Here is a 15,544-nt window from a genome sequence, read left to right as displayed (position 1 = left end):
TGAGCATGGAAACACCCTTGAATACCATTTCCGTCATTGGGCTGGGATATATCGGTTTGCCGACGGCTGCCGTGCTCGCCTCCCGTCGTGTCAAAGTTATCGGCGTGGATATTAATCAGCATGCGGTGGATACCATCAACCAAGGCAAAATCCACATCGTCGAACCCGAATTGGACATGGTCGTGCAGTCCACGGTGACGCAAGGCTATCTGCGGGCCACGACCAAGCCGGAACCCGCGGACGCCTTCCTGATTGCAGTACCCACTCCTTTCAAGGGCGATCACGAGCCTGACCTGTCGTACGTCAAGGCGGCGACCGAAGCCATCTCTGCCGTCTTGAAGAAGGGCGATACGGTCATCCTGGAGTCGACCTCGCCCGTCGGCACCACGGAACAGGTCGTTCAATGGCTGTCCGAATTGCGCCCCGACTTGGCGCTCCCCCTGCCCGGCAGCACCGAAAGCGATGTCTACGTCGCTTATTGCCCCGAGCGCGTGCTGCCCGGCCAAGTGGTCCGCGAGCTGGTCGAGAACGATCGCATCATCGGCGGCATCAACCCGCAATCGACTGAAAAGGCCCGCGCGGTCTACCGCCTGTTCGTCGACGGAGAACTGCTGGCGTCCAACGCGCGCACGGCGGAAATGTCGAAACTCACCGAGAATGCGTTCCGCGACGTCAACATCGCGTTTGCCAATGAGCTCTCGCTGATCTGCGATCGCCTGGACATCAACGTCTGGGAACTCATCAAGCTGGCCAATCATCACCCACGCGTCAACATCCTGCAGCCGGGCGCCGGGGTCGGAGGCCATTGCATCGCCGTGGACCCGTGGTTTATCGTCGACAAGACGCCCGAGCAGGCCCGCATCGTCCGGATGGCCCGCGAAGTGAACGACGGCAAGCCACAGTGGGTCGTCGAGCGCATCCAGGCCGCGGTCGAACAAGTGGTCGCCTCCGGGAAGAAGCCCGAGGACGTCACCGTTGCCCTACTCGGGCTGGCGTTCAAGCCTGACATCGACGATCTGCGCGAAAGCCCCGCCCTGCACATCACCGAGGCGGTGCTGGGTTCGCTGCGCTGCAAGTTCAAGATCGTCGAGCCGTATATCGAACAGATGCCTCACAACCTGCGTGAATACTCGCTGACGTCCCTCGAAGACGCCGTCGAAACTGCCGACGTGGTAGCCGTGCTGGTCTCCCATACTCCGTTCCGCGAGTATGGACTGAAGTACCGCGAAGGCCAGATTTTCGTCGACGCCGTGGGGCTGGTGAAGTAAGTCGCTGGTAAAACGAGGAGTGGCGGCATCAACGAAGGGCCTGATGACCGCCACGCTTCCTGTAATTGTCCGGCGTCGGGCCGGAGTCGCATCGATTTAGGAGCAGTAGTGACAACCGATGCCATTAAGAGCAGCGTAGAGATGGCGCACGATAATCCGACAGGTCCCCTCCCGGCTCCCAAGAACCGGGGCAAGCCCGTTGCAAAGAGCAACGCCCGAGCCGCATGGATCGCCAGCCAGCTGCGAGGCGTGAATGTCGCACTGATCGGCGCGCCGCCATTCGGCATGTCCTCTTTTCTGGCGAAGAACAAAATCACGCTGACGGCCGTCGCGATGACGACACTGGGCAGCGTGCCTGCGGAAGCTCCTTATGATTGTGCGGTGGTGACCGCTCTGAGCGAGGACATCAGCGATCTGCCGATGCAGCTGCAATGGGTCACCGGCCTGATCAAACCGGATGGCATGATCATCCTCTCCGTGGCAGGCTCGTCCCCCATCTGCCTGGCCAAGGCGCTGGAAGGCCATTGCCAGATCGAGGATCTGTCCTACAAGGAGGGCTATATCCAGTTGGTCGCCAACCGGAGGCCTGGCGCCGTGCACCGGCCGCACGACGTGGAGCGGATGCTCGATGTCGCGGATACCGTGCTGGCCGATCGCCTGAGACGGCTGCAGGACGTCACGCGCAAATGGCAGCGCCTGTCCAAGCTCCACAACGCGCTCCAGGAAGAAAATGCGTCGCGCACCCATGCCGTCGAACAGCAGGCGGCCACGGCGGAATCACTCAACAAGCAGCTCCATGAGCTGAGAGTGCAGAATCTGGATCTGTTGACCGTCAAAACGCAACTCGAGACGGAAAACCGCAATCATGCCATCGAGATTCGCCGACTGACGAACAGCCTCGCGGCAGCGGAAAAGACCTTGGCCTCGATCTACCGCACGGATTCGTACCGCCTCGGGAAGATGCTGGTCGAGGCCACGCAGTCATGGCGACAGTTCGCTGCATTGCCAGGCGCCTTCTGGACCCTCCTGCAGGATGGCAAGAAGCGTCGCGCGGCCAAGGCTGCGAAAATGGACGCGGCCCAGGCCCAGAAGGCCAACGACACGCCGGTGGTGCAAGCCGTCGCCAGTGAACTTGCCGCGTATCTCGAAACCTTCCAGGCAGAAGGCGCCGAAGGCGTGCGCAAACTGCTGGACCCCAAGGGCAACCGGCCCGCTCGCTCCACGGCCATGTCGCTGCTGGCAACCGGCAAGCAATTCCGCGAGAAAGGTCCGAAGCACGTCGAATGGCCTCTTGCAGAACTGGCGCTGAAATTATTCAAGGATGACGCCATCTGGAGGGGCTACTTCTGGGCGGCCGTCCACGCCAACAAGCCCGAGTCCGCGTACCACGCCGTCAAGGCCATCGAGCAGATCTATGGCCCGGACATGGATGCCAAGAAGCAGGAGACGCTGACCAAGCTGCAGCAGCATCGCATCTATCGCCTGGCCCTGCTCGACCGGCCGCTGAACGAACCGGTCACGCCCATCACGCCCGAGCCCAATCGCGCGGTATACATACTGCACAACTCGCTGCCCTTCTCCTCCGGCGGCTATGCCACACGCTCGCACGGTATTGCCAGCGGGCTGGCGCGCGCGGGCTATGAGGTCGTTGTCCTGACCCGCCCCGGCTTCCCGCTGGACGCCAACACCAAGCTGCAGGCCAGCGACGTCCCGCTCGAAACCATGATCGACGGTATTCGCTACGAGCGGATCCTCGAGCCCATGCGGGCCACCGCCCTGCTCAAGACGGGGGGGCTGCCGACCGACGAATACCTGGCGACCGCGGCCGACGTCCTGACCGACAAGCTCCGTGCCCTGCGCCCCTCCGTCGTGATCGGCGCCTCCAATTATCAGACCGCGCTGCCCGCCATGATTGCCGCGCGCCGTCTGGGCTTGCCGTTCGTGTACGAGGTGCGCGGCTTCTGGGAAGTGACCCGCATATCGCGACAGCCCCAGTTCGGCGAAACGCTCGCCTACGCTGTCGAGCGCGCCATGGAAGGCGGCCTGGCGGCCCGGGCCGACCAGGTCTTCACGCTGACCGCCGCCATGCGGGACGAACTGGTAGACCGAGGCGTGGAGGCCGACAAGATCGATCTCCTGCCGAACTCGTGCGACCCGACCCGGTTCCACCCGGGTGGTCGGGATACCGCGCTGGCGCAGCGCCTGAACATTCCCGCCCATGTGCCGGTCATCGGCTACATCGGCACCTTCGTGCACTATGAAGGCCTGGAAGACCTGGCCGGCGCCTGCGCGCTACTCAAGGCCCAGAATATCGAGTTCCGTCTCTTGATGGTCGGCAACGAGGACGTCTCCGGCACCGGCGTGGGCCCCATCACGCAAGCCGTGCAGGATATCGCCAAGGACGCCGGCTTCTCTGATTGGCTCATCATGCCCGGGCGGATTCCCCATTCCGAGGTCGAAAGCCACTACTCGCTGATCGACATCGCGCCGTTCCCGCGCAAGCCGCTGCCAGTCTGCGAGATGGTGTCTCCCATGAAGCCCCTGGAAGCCATGGCCATGAAGAAAGCCGTCCTGGTGTCCAGCGTGCGCGCGCTTTCCGAAATGGTGCGCCATGATCACAACGGGCTGGTCTTCGAGAAAGGCAACGTCGACGACTTCTCGCGTCAACTGCGCATGCTCATCGAACAGCCTGAACTGCGTGCCCGCCTGGGAGAAAACGGGCGGCTCTGGGTCGAGCAGGAGCGCACCTGGCTCAAGACCGGCGGCAAGGCCCACGATGTCATAGAAGCAAAGCTTCTGCATCCCAAGCATATTGTCCACACGGTCCGCGCCAGCGGCGAACACCTCCCCGAGTTGGCTCGCTACCAATCGCTGCTGGCCCGGGCGTTCGACGCCGGCAGCGGGAATCCCGTGGTGCCGGTCTCGGACACCAAGACCATCTATTTCCTGCACAGCAGCCTGCCGCACTTGTCCGGAGGCTATGCGACCCGCGCGCATGGCATCCTGCAAGGCACCTTGGCGGCGGGTTTCGACATCGTGCCCTACACCCGTCCCGGGTTCCCCGTGGACATCAAGTCGGCCAATCGGGGCAAGACGTTCCCGGATACAGATACCATCGACAATATCGCCTATCACCGCATCTTTGGCGGCGCCGACCGCGGCGCCGTCAGCGAGGCGGAGTACATGCTGAGCCTGATAGACGAATTTGAGAAAGTGCTCCGGCACGAACGGCCGGCCCTGGTACACGGGCGCTCCACGTATCTCACTGCCCTGCCCGCGCTGATTGCGGCGCGGCGCGTCGGCCTGCCTTTCGTCTACGAAGTCTCCGGCCTGTGGGAACTGGTGCATGCCTCGCGCGATACGACCGGCGCCAACCAGGGCCTGGTAGACCGGATCCGCGATCTCGAAACCTTCACGATCCTGAACTCGGACAACATCATCACGCTGACCGATGGCATGGTCGACGAACTGGTGTCCCGGGGAGCAGACCGGAACAAGATCACCTTGATTCCGAACTGCGTATCGCCCGAGAACTTCGTGCCCGTCGAGCGCGACGATGCCTTGGCGGCCAAGCTCGGCATTCCCCCAGGAGTGCCCGTGATGGGCTACGTGGGTACTTTTGTGGACTACGAGGGCCTGGATGACTTACTGCGCGCCGCCAAGCGCATCCTAGCCAGCGGCATGGATTGTCGTGTCCTGCTGGTCGGGGACGGCCGCGGCCAACAGAACCACAAGGCGCTGGCCAAGCAACTCGGCGACAAGGTCATCATGCCCGGCCGGGTGCCCCATGACCAGGTCAGCAATTACTACTCCCTGATCGACGTCCTGGTCTACGCGCGCAAGCCGTGGACAGTCTGCGAAACGGTTTCGCCGATGAAGCCTTTCGAGGCGCTCGCGCAAGAGAAGGCCGTGGTTGCCTCGAGCGTCAAGGCCTTGAGCCAGATCGTGCTGGATGGCGAAACCGGGCTCATCTTCGAGAAGGGCAATCCCGATGATCTCGCGGCCAAGGTCACGACGCTGTTCCAATCCCCCGAATTGCGAACCCGGCTGGGGAAAACTGGGCGACAATGGGTCATCGAGAACCGCAGCTGGAAAAATGCGGGCCTGACGGTCGCAAGCGTGTATCGTAATACCCTGGCGTCCGCTTGATATGTAGTTTGACAACAAGGCGAACCACCGGAGAGGATCAGAATGAGCGGTATCGTGATGCAGATTAGACCCAAGCCCGTGACTGGCGATCCGTCAGGCTCAGACAACTCGGTGGGGCCGCACTTTCGGCCAATCGATGATTTAACGCCGAAGACTCATCATTACGCTTCGCTGGAAGCGTTCGATGCGGTTGAATTGAGCGAAGGCCGTTTTTCCATCGCCATCAACGAAGGGCATTTCGAATGCAGGCTGCACCTGCGTCCGGAGCACGCTCGACTATTCATCGTCTTCACCAGTTCGCACACGGCCGAGGCGCCCCTCCCCGCATTTCAACGCGTGGATCAGGCCAACAGCCTGCCTGGTTCGATCCTGTACATATCGGACCCGACGCTGTTCGTGGACCGCTCCCTCACGCTAGGCTGGTACCTGGGCACTTCGCGGCATGACTGGACGCAGGCCATCGTCCAGCTCGCCCAACGCATGATTGGCAAGCTGGGCCTGAGCATCGAGGACGTCTTCACCCTGGGTACGGCGGGCGCCGGATTCGCCGCGCTCCAGGTCGCCTGCGGGCTGGGGCCGGCCACCGCAATCGCCATCAACCCGCACACCGACGTGCGGCGCTATTACGCATCGATCGTCAATACTTTCCTGGGTGCGTGCTTCAGTGCCGGCAACACGGCTCAGGAAAATACCGACATGCTGGATCGACGTCTTTCCGCCATTGCCACGCTGCAGGGCTCGGCGGAAACCAAGATCGTCTACGTCCAGAATCGCAATAATCCTCACGTATACCAGAATCATTTCCTGCCATTCTGCCAGGCTTTTGGCCTGAACCCGGCCGACGAGACATGCCGTGACGACACAATGGAACTCGTCATGTACAGCGGCCCGGCCAAGACGCTGCAAGCACCTCCGGGCATATTCAGCGCGATCATCAGCCACGCCATCGCGCTAAATAACGGTGAATCCCCCGATGCGATCCCCAGCCATTCCGGCACCAACACTACGCCCCTGCTGGGGGCGCCGGTAGTACGCCGTGACTACATCAAGAAAGAGACGCCGCCTCCGGCGATGCTGCAGGCGACCTGGCGCGACTTCGACAGCATCGAAAGCTATGGCAAGACGCGCCTGAAGAACGGCAGATTTTCCGTCGCAGTGCCTAGTGGCAACAAATTTGAATGCCTGCTGTTGCGCAAGCCTGCCGCTAAGAAGCTGTTCGTCATGCTGACCGGCGCACGCAACTGGAAAATCCGCGGACCGGAGTTTTCGCGGTTGACGTGGCATCCGGCCCTGCCTGGCACCGCGCTGTACGTGACCGATCCGGCCATGACCCGCAAAAAACTCGCACTCGCCTGGTATGTGGGTACGCAGACAGAAAATTGGATACAGTCGCTGGCCGAACTGATCCGGACCACCTGCCGGAAGCTGCATCTCAAGACGCGCGATGTGATCGTCTATGGTTCGTCAGGCGGCGGCTTCGGCGCCCTGACGCTGGCCGCCGCCCTGGGTGATGCCACCGCGGTCGCGGTCAACCCGCAGACTCATGTGCTGAACTACCATCCCCGGACAGTCAACAATTTCCTGAAAGTGGCTTTCGGGGTTGCCACGCCTGAAGAGCTCGACGCCCAGACGATCGACCAGCGCTTCTCGGCCATCGAGGCCATCAAGCGCGCCCCGAATGTGAAAGTGCTGTATCTTCAAAGCACCGGCGACAAGCACCACTACGAACAGCACTACCAGCCCTTCTGCGCCGGCCTGGACTTGCCGCTCAAGGGCGGGCAGGCGCGGGGCGGGCTGCTGGAAACCTGGACTTACGTTGATCGCCCCGGGCACCGCGGGGAACCGGAAAAACTGGTTCCCGATATCCTCAAACGCGCGGTGGCCCTTTCCAAGCTATAACCACTACTTCTTCATGTACTGATTCTGCACTGATCGGATGCGGCGCCCCTCTCCCGGAGGCGCGTCGCACCCGGGTGGCGCAGCCTGCCCTTTCACCACGGCAACTTTCGGTTGTCCCATCTTCTTTCCGGCGGCGGCGGTGCGCGCGGCAAGCACGTCGGGGGCCGCGGTGGCAATGGCGTTGGATTCGACAACGTTATCCCACGATGGACACTCCGGCGTTTCGCGGGTGCACATCGAGCTTTTGGATTTGTCGCAGAAAGAATCCTGCACAGCCTCCAGCTCCTGGTTCAGGAATTTGTTCTGGACTATCTTGTTGCCGTTGGAGGCGTCGCGGACCTTGATAACCGCCCCGCATCCTCCATCGAATGTATTATTCGAGATGAGATTTCCGGACGAATAGTGGGCAACATAGACCGCGTGCAGGAGATTGCATTGCTGCACATTGCGAATTTCATTAAACGTATTGCCGACGATTTTATTATTACGAGAATTGACCAGACGGATCGCGGCGGTAGAGGGGCGGACCGCTTCGCTCGACTGGCCGATTTTCATGAAAACATTATTGGTAATCTCATGCCCACCGTTCCAACTATCCTTATTTTTGCGAGAACCGTTCAGCGATATCGCGGTTCGATAATTCGAAACTTCAAATCCTGAAACTTTCAGTGAATTTTTATCGTGCTTGTTGGAGCTGTAGGACAACCACGTCCCTTCTCCCTTGCCTTGGAACTGGGGCCGTGCATTATCTTTTCCAGCAGCCCCCAGCAGGCTCAGCGGCAGTCCGCCGGGCGTGCCCGCCAATTTCAACTGCTGGTCCTTGTACACCCCCGGAGCGACGTGCACCTCAACCGCGGAGACGTCAGGCTGGAGCCGCTGCTTGGCAATTTCTATTGCACGCGCCAGCGTCGGCACCGCCTGCTCTTTCTTCGTGCCGTCCGCCGACATCGACCCATTCGGCGCCACATAGAGGCTCAGCACCCTGGCTGATGCAAGGCCCGGAGCCAGGCCGATCAATAGCGTCGCCAGCCCTGCCGCGGCAAATGCACTCCAGCTCTTAGCCCGATATAATGGTTGATCCGTCATTGCGCGCTCTCGAAAAAACCTATAGACATTCCCGAATGTACATGAATTAATGGACCTTTCCTCCCTCTCGGCACACATTGTTTCATATGCCACGTATTTCAAGAACATAACTGTACTATCCTGCACAGCTGCGTCAGACAGCTGGGTGAACACTCTCCCATAGCATGAGCGCCCTTGATTTTTTTGATCGCATAACGCGCAGAACACAGATATCGCCCAGCGGTTCATTCAAGAAATTAAAACTTGCCCTAATCTCTGATGAACTCACTGCCCTATGCCTGCAACATGAATGCGAAATTCGCAATATTTCGCCCCTCAACTACAGGGTGGTATTCAGGTACTGGCGTCCCGATATCTTGCTGGTCGAGTCTGCATGGTATGGAAAAGGCAATGCATGGAAATTCAAGATAGCGTCCTATGACGGGCATCCGAAACGAAACAACGACGAGCTTCGGCGCGTTGTCACTTGTGCTCGAGACATGGGCATTCCATGCGTTTTCTGGAACAAGGAGGACGGCGTCCATTTCGATCGCTTCATCCAGAGCGCGTCGCTGTTCGACCATATCTTCACCGTCGACGCCAATGCGCTGCCCCGCTATCGGGAAGCGCTGGGCGACGCCGCGTCCGTGCATCCGCTGATGTTCGCGATCCAGCCCGCGCTGCACTCTCCTGCCAACCATGGCTATCGGTACAGCAGGGCCTGTTTTGTCGGCAGCTATAGCCATCACATCCATCCACGCCGGCGCATGTGGCAAGACATGCTGTTCGAGGGAACCCAGCAGCTCGGCCTGACCGTCTACGACCGGAACTCCAACCGGCGCTCCGATGTCTACCGTTATCCGACACGCCCCTGGATTGACCTGCGCACCCAGATCCCGCACCGGAATACGGCACAGGTATACAGAGAGCACATGGTGTGCCTCAATGTGAACACCATCGAAGACTCTCCGACCATGTTCTCCCGCCGCTTTCTCGAAATCGTGGCCTCCGGTGGCTTGGCTGTCAGCACGCCCGCCCTGTCCATCGAGCAGCAATTCTCAGACTATTGCCACATAGTCTCCAGTTCCGAAGAACTCGAGGACTTGCTGGGGGCGTTGCAGAACGGCTGGCGCCCCGCCGACAAGGAGATGGTGCAGGCGGGCGCTCGGCATGTGCTGCAATTCCATACCTGGGAAAAAAGGTTGGAAGAAATCCTGCAAATCGTTCCCCTGCGCAGGGGACTCGGCTAACCACAACGCACCGGGAAACCAGTCCTTTTATTGATCATGCAGAAACGTTCGTCATTCAAAGTCTTCCGAACCGTAGTCTACGCCCTCGTCCTACGGGAAATGCAGGGCCGGTTCGGGCGCATGAGAATGGGAGCCATGTGGACGATTTTCGAGCCGCTCACCCACATTCTCGCCATCATGGCGATCATGGTGTTCCTGCGCGGCCGGACCATGCCCGGCCTGGATTTTCCGGTTTTTCTGCTGGTCAGCTTGTCGGCATTTCTGCTCTTCAAGAACATCGCCCTCAAGCTGATGGGGAGCGTAGAGGCAAACAAGGCCCTGTTTGCCTACAAGCAGATACAACCATTCAGCACCTTTGTGGCGCGGGTCGTGGTGGAATTCAGCCTGTCCGCCACCGTATTTCTCATCCTGCTAGTGGTGTTCACCTGGATAGGTTACGACACCCGTATCGTCCACCCGATCGAATGGATGGGGATCCTGGCACTGGGCATATGCTTCGGCTTTGCACTCGGCGTGACGCTGGCCCTCATAGTCAACATCATTCCCGAAAGCAAGATGGTGCTGCGGCTGATCTTTATGCCTCTCTATCTGCTTTCGGCCGTCATCTATTCACCCACGCATTTCCCCGCTTCGTGGATGCCCTTGCTGCTGTGGAATCCGTTTCTGCACATACTTGAACTAATCCGGGTCAATGTTTTTCCGTTCTACCGTATGGCAGACGGTATTTCGCTGCAATACGTGATCGAATGCACCCTGGTCCTGCTCTTCCTGGGAATGGGCATGTATCGTCTGCGCCGTCTCCAGCTGATGTCGCTGTAACCCGACCCCTCAAAGGAAAGTCGGATGTTTGAACTTCGGAACGTCACCAAGTCTTACCGGACGCCGCATGGGCGGCGCTACGTTTTTCGCGACCTCTCGTTCGCCATTCCACCCGATCGCAACATAGGCTTGATCGGACGCAATGGCTCTGGGAAATCGACCCTGATGCGCCTGCTGGGTGGCTCGGACATGCCAGATTCAGGACGCATCATCACCGACAAGAACATCTCCTGGCCTGTCGGCTTGAGCGGAGGATTCCAGGGCAGCCTGAGCGGCCGCGAGAACGTGAAGTTTGTATGCCGGATCCACGGCGCTTTCGGCGACGACATGCGCGAGAAGATCAAATATGTCGAGGACTTCGCCGAGATCGGGAAATGGTTCGACGAGCCGGTCAGGACCTACTCCTCGGGCATGCGTTCCCGGGTGGGCTTCGGGCTGAGCATGGCGTTCGACTTCGACTACTATCTCATCGACGAAGTCATGTCGGTCGGCGACATCCACTTCCGGCGCAAAAGCGCCCAAATATTCCAGACCAAGCTGAAGAAAAAGAACATCATTCTTGTCAGCCACTCCATGGGGCAGATAGAAAAATTCTGCGACATCGTCATTCTGCTACGGGATGGCCAGGCGCATATTTTTGACGACGTCAAGGAAGGCATCAAGGCCTATCAAGCGTAACCAATCCAAAATACATCGCCAACAATGATATCTTTCGACAAGTTCAAATCGGTCCGCTTGGCCGTCTGGGTAATCGCCGTCCCGATGCTCATCGCATTGGTCTACTACACGGTTTTTGCCATGGACCGTTATTCCAGCACAGCCCAGGTAGTGGTCAGGCAAACCGACGAGAGCCAGGCCGCCACCGTTCCCGGTCTGGCCATGCTCATGGGAGGGGCCAACCCGACCTCGCGCGAGGAGACACTGTTCCTGACCGAGTACGTCAAATCGGCCGACCTGATGAACGCTCTCGAAGAGCGTCTGCATTGGACGGAACAATACGCCAAGCAATGGAAGGACCCGCTTTTCTGGATCAGCAAGGACGCCGATGCGGAAAGAAGGCTGGCCTACTACCAGCGTATTGTGCAACCTCACTTCGACGAGGTCACTGGCCTGCTGCGCATCGAAGTACAGGCTTTCGACCCAAAGCTCGCGCAGGCGATGCTCGACGTGATCCTCGAGAAGAGCGAGGAATTCGTCAACGAGATCTCGCACCGGATCGCCCGGGACCACATGAAGTTCGCCGCGGACGAGCTGCTCAAGGCCAGGACCCTCTATGAAGAAAAGCAGCATCTTCTGCTGAGCTTTCAGAACAAATACGGCGTTCTGGACGCCGAAGCGGCCGCGCAGTCGCGCGCCGGCATCGTAACGCAGATCGAGACCATGCTCAGTCAGGAGCGTGCCATTCTCAAGAACCTGGCTTCGAACCTCAGCCCTGCGTCTCCGCAGATTCAGCAGCAGAAAAACAAAATCAAGGCGCTGGAACAGCAGCTGCAGGCCGAACAGAAGCGCCTGGTCTCCTCGCAAGGCGACGAGAAGATGAACCTGCTTGCGGCGGAATACCGCAATCTCGTCATCGACGCCTCGGTGGCCGAAGAGGCCTACAAACTGGCGATCACGGCCCAGCAGAATGCGCGCATTGAGGCGACCCGCAAAATCCGCAGCCTCGTCACGATTGCCTCGCCCAATCTTCCCGAACGTGCCATCTACCCCGAAGCCGCATATAACCTGCTGACGATGCTTGCCATCCTCGGCCTGCTGTACGGCATTGCGCGTTTTATCATTACGACCATCGAGGATCATCGAGACTAGAGCGACAACCCTGCCCAGTTGACACCACCCAATGGCCAATCGACCTGCCTCGCAACGCGCCGCCACCGACACCAGTGAGGCGGGCATGACAGAGGACATTGCTTCCGGGCCATCCGAGCCCAGCCGACTCCTGCGGCGCTTCCATGCCCCGGTGGAGCCTGGCTCGGCCTATCGCATCTATACAGCCGTCACCGACGCCGTACAGCACGTCAGCAAACAGGCACTCTTGCTCGCGCTGCGCTTCCAGTCCCTCCACGGTCGGGCATGCGATGCGTCCGTGGCCGATTGGACCTTCTCCCAACGCTACAAGCGATGGGTGATGTATGTCCCGTCGCACTCAGCTGTCCAAGACTTCGTATCGCGCCCTATCATTGCCCCGGACGATGCCGCGCAACTGGACGTCATGCTGATCCGGTGGAAGGCCAGTATCGACGTCAAAATCGTCCAGGACCCCGACATACGGCAGGTGGCGGATTCGGTCGATAGTTTTCGCCAGCGGGAAGAGGCCTCCGTGGAGGCCACCAGGGTAGCCCTGCTGCGCCTGTTGGACAAAAAAAGCCACGAAAATCCCGCACTGATCCGCTACGCGTTTGAGTTCGCCGTACGACACCAGGTACCGGCCTTGCTGCGCAAAGCCGGCACAGCCCTGCTAATGGCTGGCAATGCCAAAGAACCGTACCGGGAGGAGATTCTGCGGCAGCTCGACAATCTGCGCGAAGCGGATCCATCATGGCAGCCGGCCCTGGCGTCCAGCGCGCCGCTTGAAGTGCCCGTCCGGTCGCCGAGCCAGCCGGTTTGCGTCGCGCACATCTGGGGCGACACGGGGCCCGGCAACTGCGTGGCTTGCCTCCCGGATATCATCCAGTCCCATGCCAAGACCCGCGTCAAGGCGTTTGTAATTTCCCCTCACGAGTATCTGGCCGATGACGCCACCCCGACACCATGGATCCAGCGGGACCAATCCGGGGTCACCAGTTTTCAGCTGGCCAGCCTGACCGTGCGCGCACAGCGGGAACTCGAACGTACGCGCGTCATGGAACTGGATACGCTACTTTCGCTACACATTTGCCGCGATCACGAAGCCACGCTGATCCACGCCCATACCGGGCGGCGCGGCTACGACCTTGCCGTGCGCGGCGTGGCCATCGCCCGGCAGTTGCGCTTGCCATTCGTCTACGAGTGGCGTCCGATTTTCGCCGTGCCGCCGGACCAGGTTCAAGAACGAGCCGATGCGGAAATGCTCGCCCTGTACCACGCGCAGGAAGAACGATGCATGCGTGAGGCCGACGCCGTCATCGTCCCCACCGAGCCGGCCAGGTCGGCGCTAGTAGCGCGCGGCCTGGATGCGGAACGGATTTTTGTTGTACCGACGGCACTAAATGTTTCAAAATATGACTCCCCGACCTTGGCCTCCTACCCAGCCGGTGAGGCCAAAACCCCCCTGCTGGGCCTTGTAGCCAGCTCTTTTAGCACGGCCGACCGGACCGCCCTGCTGGCTGCTCTAGCCGAGTCTGCACAGATGCACCTTGCCATATATGGGAACGAGCAAGAGCTGGCGAGCTACCGTACTATTGCAGCCCAGCAACCCGGCTTGGATATTTCCTATATAAGCACGGGCGACACCGATCCAGCGCGATTCTTGTCGGCATTGCATGCCATTTTGCTACCTGCGACGTCCATTCATTGGACGGAGCAGCAGTTGTCCTGGTGGATTGGGCATGCCATGGTTAATAAGCTCCCTGTCATCGGCCTGCAGGGTTGCGAAACGTTCGATGAGCTGATGCCGACGCGGAGCCATAAAATCCTGTTCGCCCCCGACTCTAAAAACCTGCCTGAAGTTTTGCGACGAATTGACTCTAGGAATACGGCCATGATCAGCATGCTGGAGCGTGCCCACAAGTGGGTCAGCACTACGAGAAATCCTGCTATAGTTGGCCGGCTGTACGAACGCGTATATAAGTACGTGCTGTGCAATCAGTCAGCTCCAAGCGTTGGGCGAACCCGCCACCTTGCCTCTCGGCAGCCCGCAAGGTAATTGCTTTGCATTAAGAGCCTGTATCCCAGGTTGCTGTATGTGGCAGCGAACAGAGCTTGCCATGGCACATAAATAGCATTTATATCCGTGTGAATTTTATGATCAGCGTTGCACCTAATTTCGATAGCCGCCATTTTGTCGGAGCGCTCAGACGTGGCCTGGGTTCGGCTGCCTTGTTGCTGTCGCTTACTGGCTGCGGAATCCTGTCCGGTGCCGGGCCATACAGCGTGTCCATCACTAATGTGGATAGCGACGCCTCATACTCCCTGATCGACCTGAGTGCCTCTACCATAGGTCCGTATCTGATCGCAGGTGAAACGCCGCCGACCAGCGCAACCTCGGACATGCCGATGCCCTCCATACGGCTGGTCCCGGGCGACGTCATGAAGATTACGATCTCCGACAGTGCGCAAGAGGGCGCCATATTCGCTCCGTTGGCTTCGGGCGGCACCAGTTTCGACGCCGTGCGCGTCAATTCGCAGGGCTATATCAACCTGCCGTATGCAGGCAAGATCAAGGTCCGCGGGCTGGCCCTGGACCAAGTCTCGGACAAAATTGAGCGCAGCCTGAAGGGCAAGGCAGCAGATCCCCAGGTACATGTGGAGCTGGTCGGCGACCTTTCCGGCTCGGTACTGGTAGCCGGCGCCGTAAAAGCCCCTGGACGATTCTCGACATTGCAAGGCCCGCTGACCCTGCTGGATGCGATCAATCTGGCCGGTGGCCCCATCCCTGAGCCGCACCTGACCACCGTCACCGTACGCACGGGTAAAAGCGTCAAATCGTATAACTACAAGAAAATTCTCGACGGCGGCAATGTACCCGTCCAGCCTCATTCCGAGATCATCGTCGAACGCGCGCGCAAGCGCTTCGTCGCGATGGGCGCAGTCACCGAACCCGGACTGCACGACCTGCCTTCGGAAAACCCGAGCCTGCTGGAAACCATCGGCTCCATTGGCGGCCTCAAGGAAGCGATGGCTGACCCCACCGGTGTCTTCATCTTCCGCAGGAGCGTAGACCCTCAAACGGGAGAACCCAAGCCGCTGGTGTTCCAGTTGAATATGCGCAACCCGGAATCGGTCTTCCTGGCTGGCCAGTTCCTCGTCCATCCCGACGATGCGATCTACGTCACCAACGCAGCGGTCTACGAATGGCAGAAGATCATCACGCCGATCGTGCAATCTGTCATGCTGGGACGACGCTTCTAACCATGCATGCGTAGCAATCATGCTTTGGCCGCCCTGCCAGACTGG

Annotated in this window: 10 protein-coding genes; 9 read left to right on the top strand and 1 reads right to left on the bottom strand. The window is 59.8% G+C overall.

The window, feature by feature from the left end:
* Positions 1–5: 5 nt before the first annotated feature.
* The 3 genes from wecC to ACKTT0_RS20025 all read left to right on the top strand — a co-directional run bounded on the left by wecC (position 6) and on the right by ACKTT0_RS20025 (position 7,316).
* Entirely contained in the window at positions 6–1,268 is a 1,263-nt protein-coding gene (wecC, locus tag ACKTT0_RS20035; protein WP_407851524.1) for a UDP-N-acetyl-D-mannosamine dehydrogenase, read from the top strand.
* 141 nt (positions 1,269–1,409) lie between these two features.
* Complete coding sequence (locus tag ACKTT0_RS20030) at positions 1,410–5,417, top strand: glycosyltransferase family 4 protein (protein ID WP_407851523.1); 4,008 nt, start codon at positions 1,410–1,412, stop codon at positions 5,415–5,417.
* A gap of 42 nt (positions 5,418–5,459) precedes the next feature.
* Complete coding sequence (locus ACKTT0_RS20025) at positions 5,460–7,316, top strand: hypothetical protein (RefSeq protein ID WP_407851522.1); 1,857 nt, start codon at positions 5,460–5,462, stop codon at positions 7,314–7,316.
* A 3-nt stretch (positions 7,317–7,319) separates the two neighbouring features.
* Here the strand turns inward: ACKTT0_RS20025 and ACKTT0_RS20020 are convergent, their stop codons facing one another.
* Positions 7,320–8,402, bottom strand: coding sequence for a hypothetical protein (locus tag ACKTT0_RS20020; protein ID WP_407851521.1), 1,083 nt, complete (start codon positions 8,400–8,402; stop codon positions 7,320–7,322).
* Positions 8,403–8,566: 164 nt separating this feature from the next.
* Here ACKTT0_RS20020 and ACKTT0_RS20015 point away from each other — a divergent pair, with 164 nt between their 5' ends.
* The 6 genes from ACKTT0_RS20015 to ACKTT0_RS19990 all read left to right on the top strand — a co-directional run bounded on the left by ACKTT0_RS20015 (position 8,567) and on the right by ACKTT0_RS19990 (position 15,499).
* Positions 8,567–9,631 (top strand): CgeB family protein, encoded by a 1,065-nt coding sequence (locus tag ACKTT0_RS20015; RefSeq protein ID WP_407851520.1) that lies wholly within the window; start codon positions 8,567–8,569, stop codon positions 9,629–9,631.
* A gap of 36 nt (positions 9,632–9,667) precedes the next feature.
* Positions 9,668–10,450 (top strand): ABC transporter permease, encoded by a 783-nt coding sequence (locus ACKTT0_RS20010; RefSeq protein ID WP_407851519.1) that lies wholly within the window; start codon positions 9,668–9,670, stop codon positions 10,448–10,450.
* A 24-nt stretch (positions 10,451–10,474) separates the two neighbouring features.
* The gene (locus tag ACKTT0_RS20005) at positions 10,475–11,128 is read left to right on the top strand and encodes an ABC transporter ATP-binding protein (RefSeq protein ID WP_407851518.1); all 654 of its coding nucleotides are present in this window, start codon (positions 10,475–10,477) and stop codon (positions 11,126–11,128) included.
* 24 nt (positions 11,129–11,152) lie between these two features.
* Positions 11,153–12,259: a KpsE/RkpR family capsule polysaccharide export protein gene (locus tag ACKTT0_RS20000; protein ID WP_407851517.1), complete on the top strand. Its 1,107-nt coding sequence runs from the start codon at positions 11,153–11,155 to the stop codon at positions 12,257–12,259.
* A 31-nt stretch (positions 12,260–12,290) separates the two neighbouring features.
* The gene (locus tag ACKTT0_RS19995) at positions 12,291–14,294 is read left to right on the top strand and encodes a glycosyltransferase (protein ID WP_407851516.1); all 2,004 of its coding nucleotides are present in this window, start codon (positions 12,291–12,293) and stop codon (positions 14,292–14,294) included.
* A gap of 98 nt (positions 14,295–14,392) precedes the next feature.
* Positions 14,393–15,499 (top strand): polysaccharide biosynthesis/export family protein, encoded by a 1,107-nt coding sequence (locus tag ACKTT0_RS19990; protein WP_407851515.1) that lies wholly within the window; start codon positions 14,393–14,395, stop codon positions 15,497–15,499.
* Positions 15,500–15,544: the final 45 nt, after the last annotated feature.

Origin of the sequence: Bordetella saccharivorans (genome assembly GCF_045862855.1) — a bacterium.
Lineage (GTDB): Bacteria > Pseudomonadota > Gammaproteobacteria > Burkholderiales > Burkholderiaceae_B > Bordetella_A > Bordetella_A petrii_F.
The sequence above is the reverse complement of the archived record's forward strand: the minus strand, read 5'-3'. Positions and strand labels throughout refer to the sequence as shown.

Bases quoted from the DNA above. Each gene is read 5' to 3' on its own strand.
- ACKTT0_RS20000 (WP_407851517.1), top strand. From the start codon at position 11,153: ATGATATCTTTCGACAAGTTCAAATCGGTCCGCTTGGCCGTCTGGGTA.
- ACKTT0_RS20020 (WP_407851521.1), bottom strand. From the start codon at position 8,402: ATGACGGATCAACCATTATATCGGGCTAAGAGCTGGAGTGCATTTGCC.
- ACKTT0_RS19990 (WP_407851515.1), top strand. From the start codon at position 14,393: ATGATCAGCGTTGCACCTAATTTCGATAGCCGCCATTTTGTCGGAGCG.
- wecC (WP_407851524.1), top strand. From the start codon at position 6: ATGGAAACACCCTTGAATACCATTTCCGTCATTGGGCTGGGATATATC.
- ACKTT0_RS20005 (WP_407851518.1), top strand. From the start codon at position 10,475: ATGTTTGAACTTCGGAACGTCACCAAGTCTTACCGGACGCCGCATGGG.
- ACKTT0_RS20015 (WP_407851520.1), top strand. From the start codon at position 8,567: ATGAGCGCCCTTGATTTTTTTGATCGCATAACGCGCAGAACACAGATA.
- ACKTT0_RS19995 (WP_407851516.1), top strand. From the start codon at position 12,291: ATGGCCAATCGACCTGCCTCGCAACGCGCCGCCACCGACACCAGTGAG.
- ACKTT0_RS20010 (WP_407851519.1), top strand. From the start codon at position 9,668: ATGCAGAAACGTTCGTCATTCAAAGTCTTCCGAACCGTAGTCTACGCC.
- ACKTT0_RS20030 (WP_407851523.1), top strand. From the start codon at position 1,410: ATGGCGCACGATAATCCGACAGGTCCCCTCCCGGCTCCCAAGAACCGG.
- ACKTT0_RS20025 (WP_407851522.1), top strand. From the start codon at position 5,460: ATGAGCGGTATCGTGATGCAGATTAGACCCAAGCCCGTGACTGGCGAT.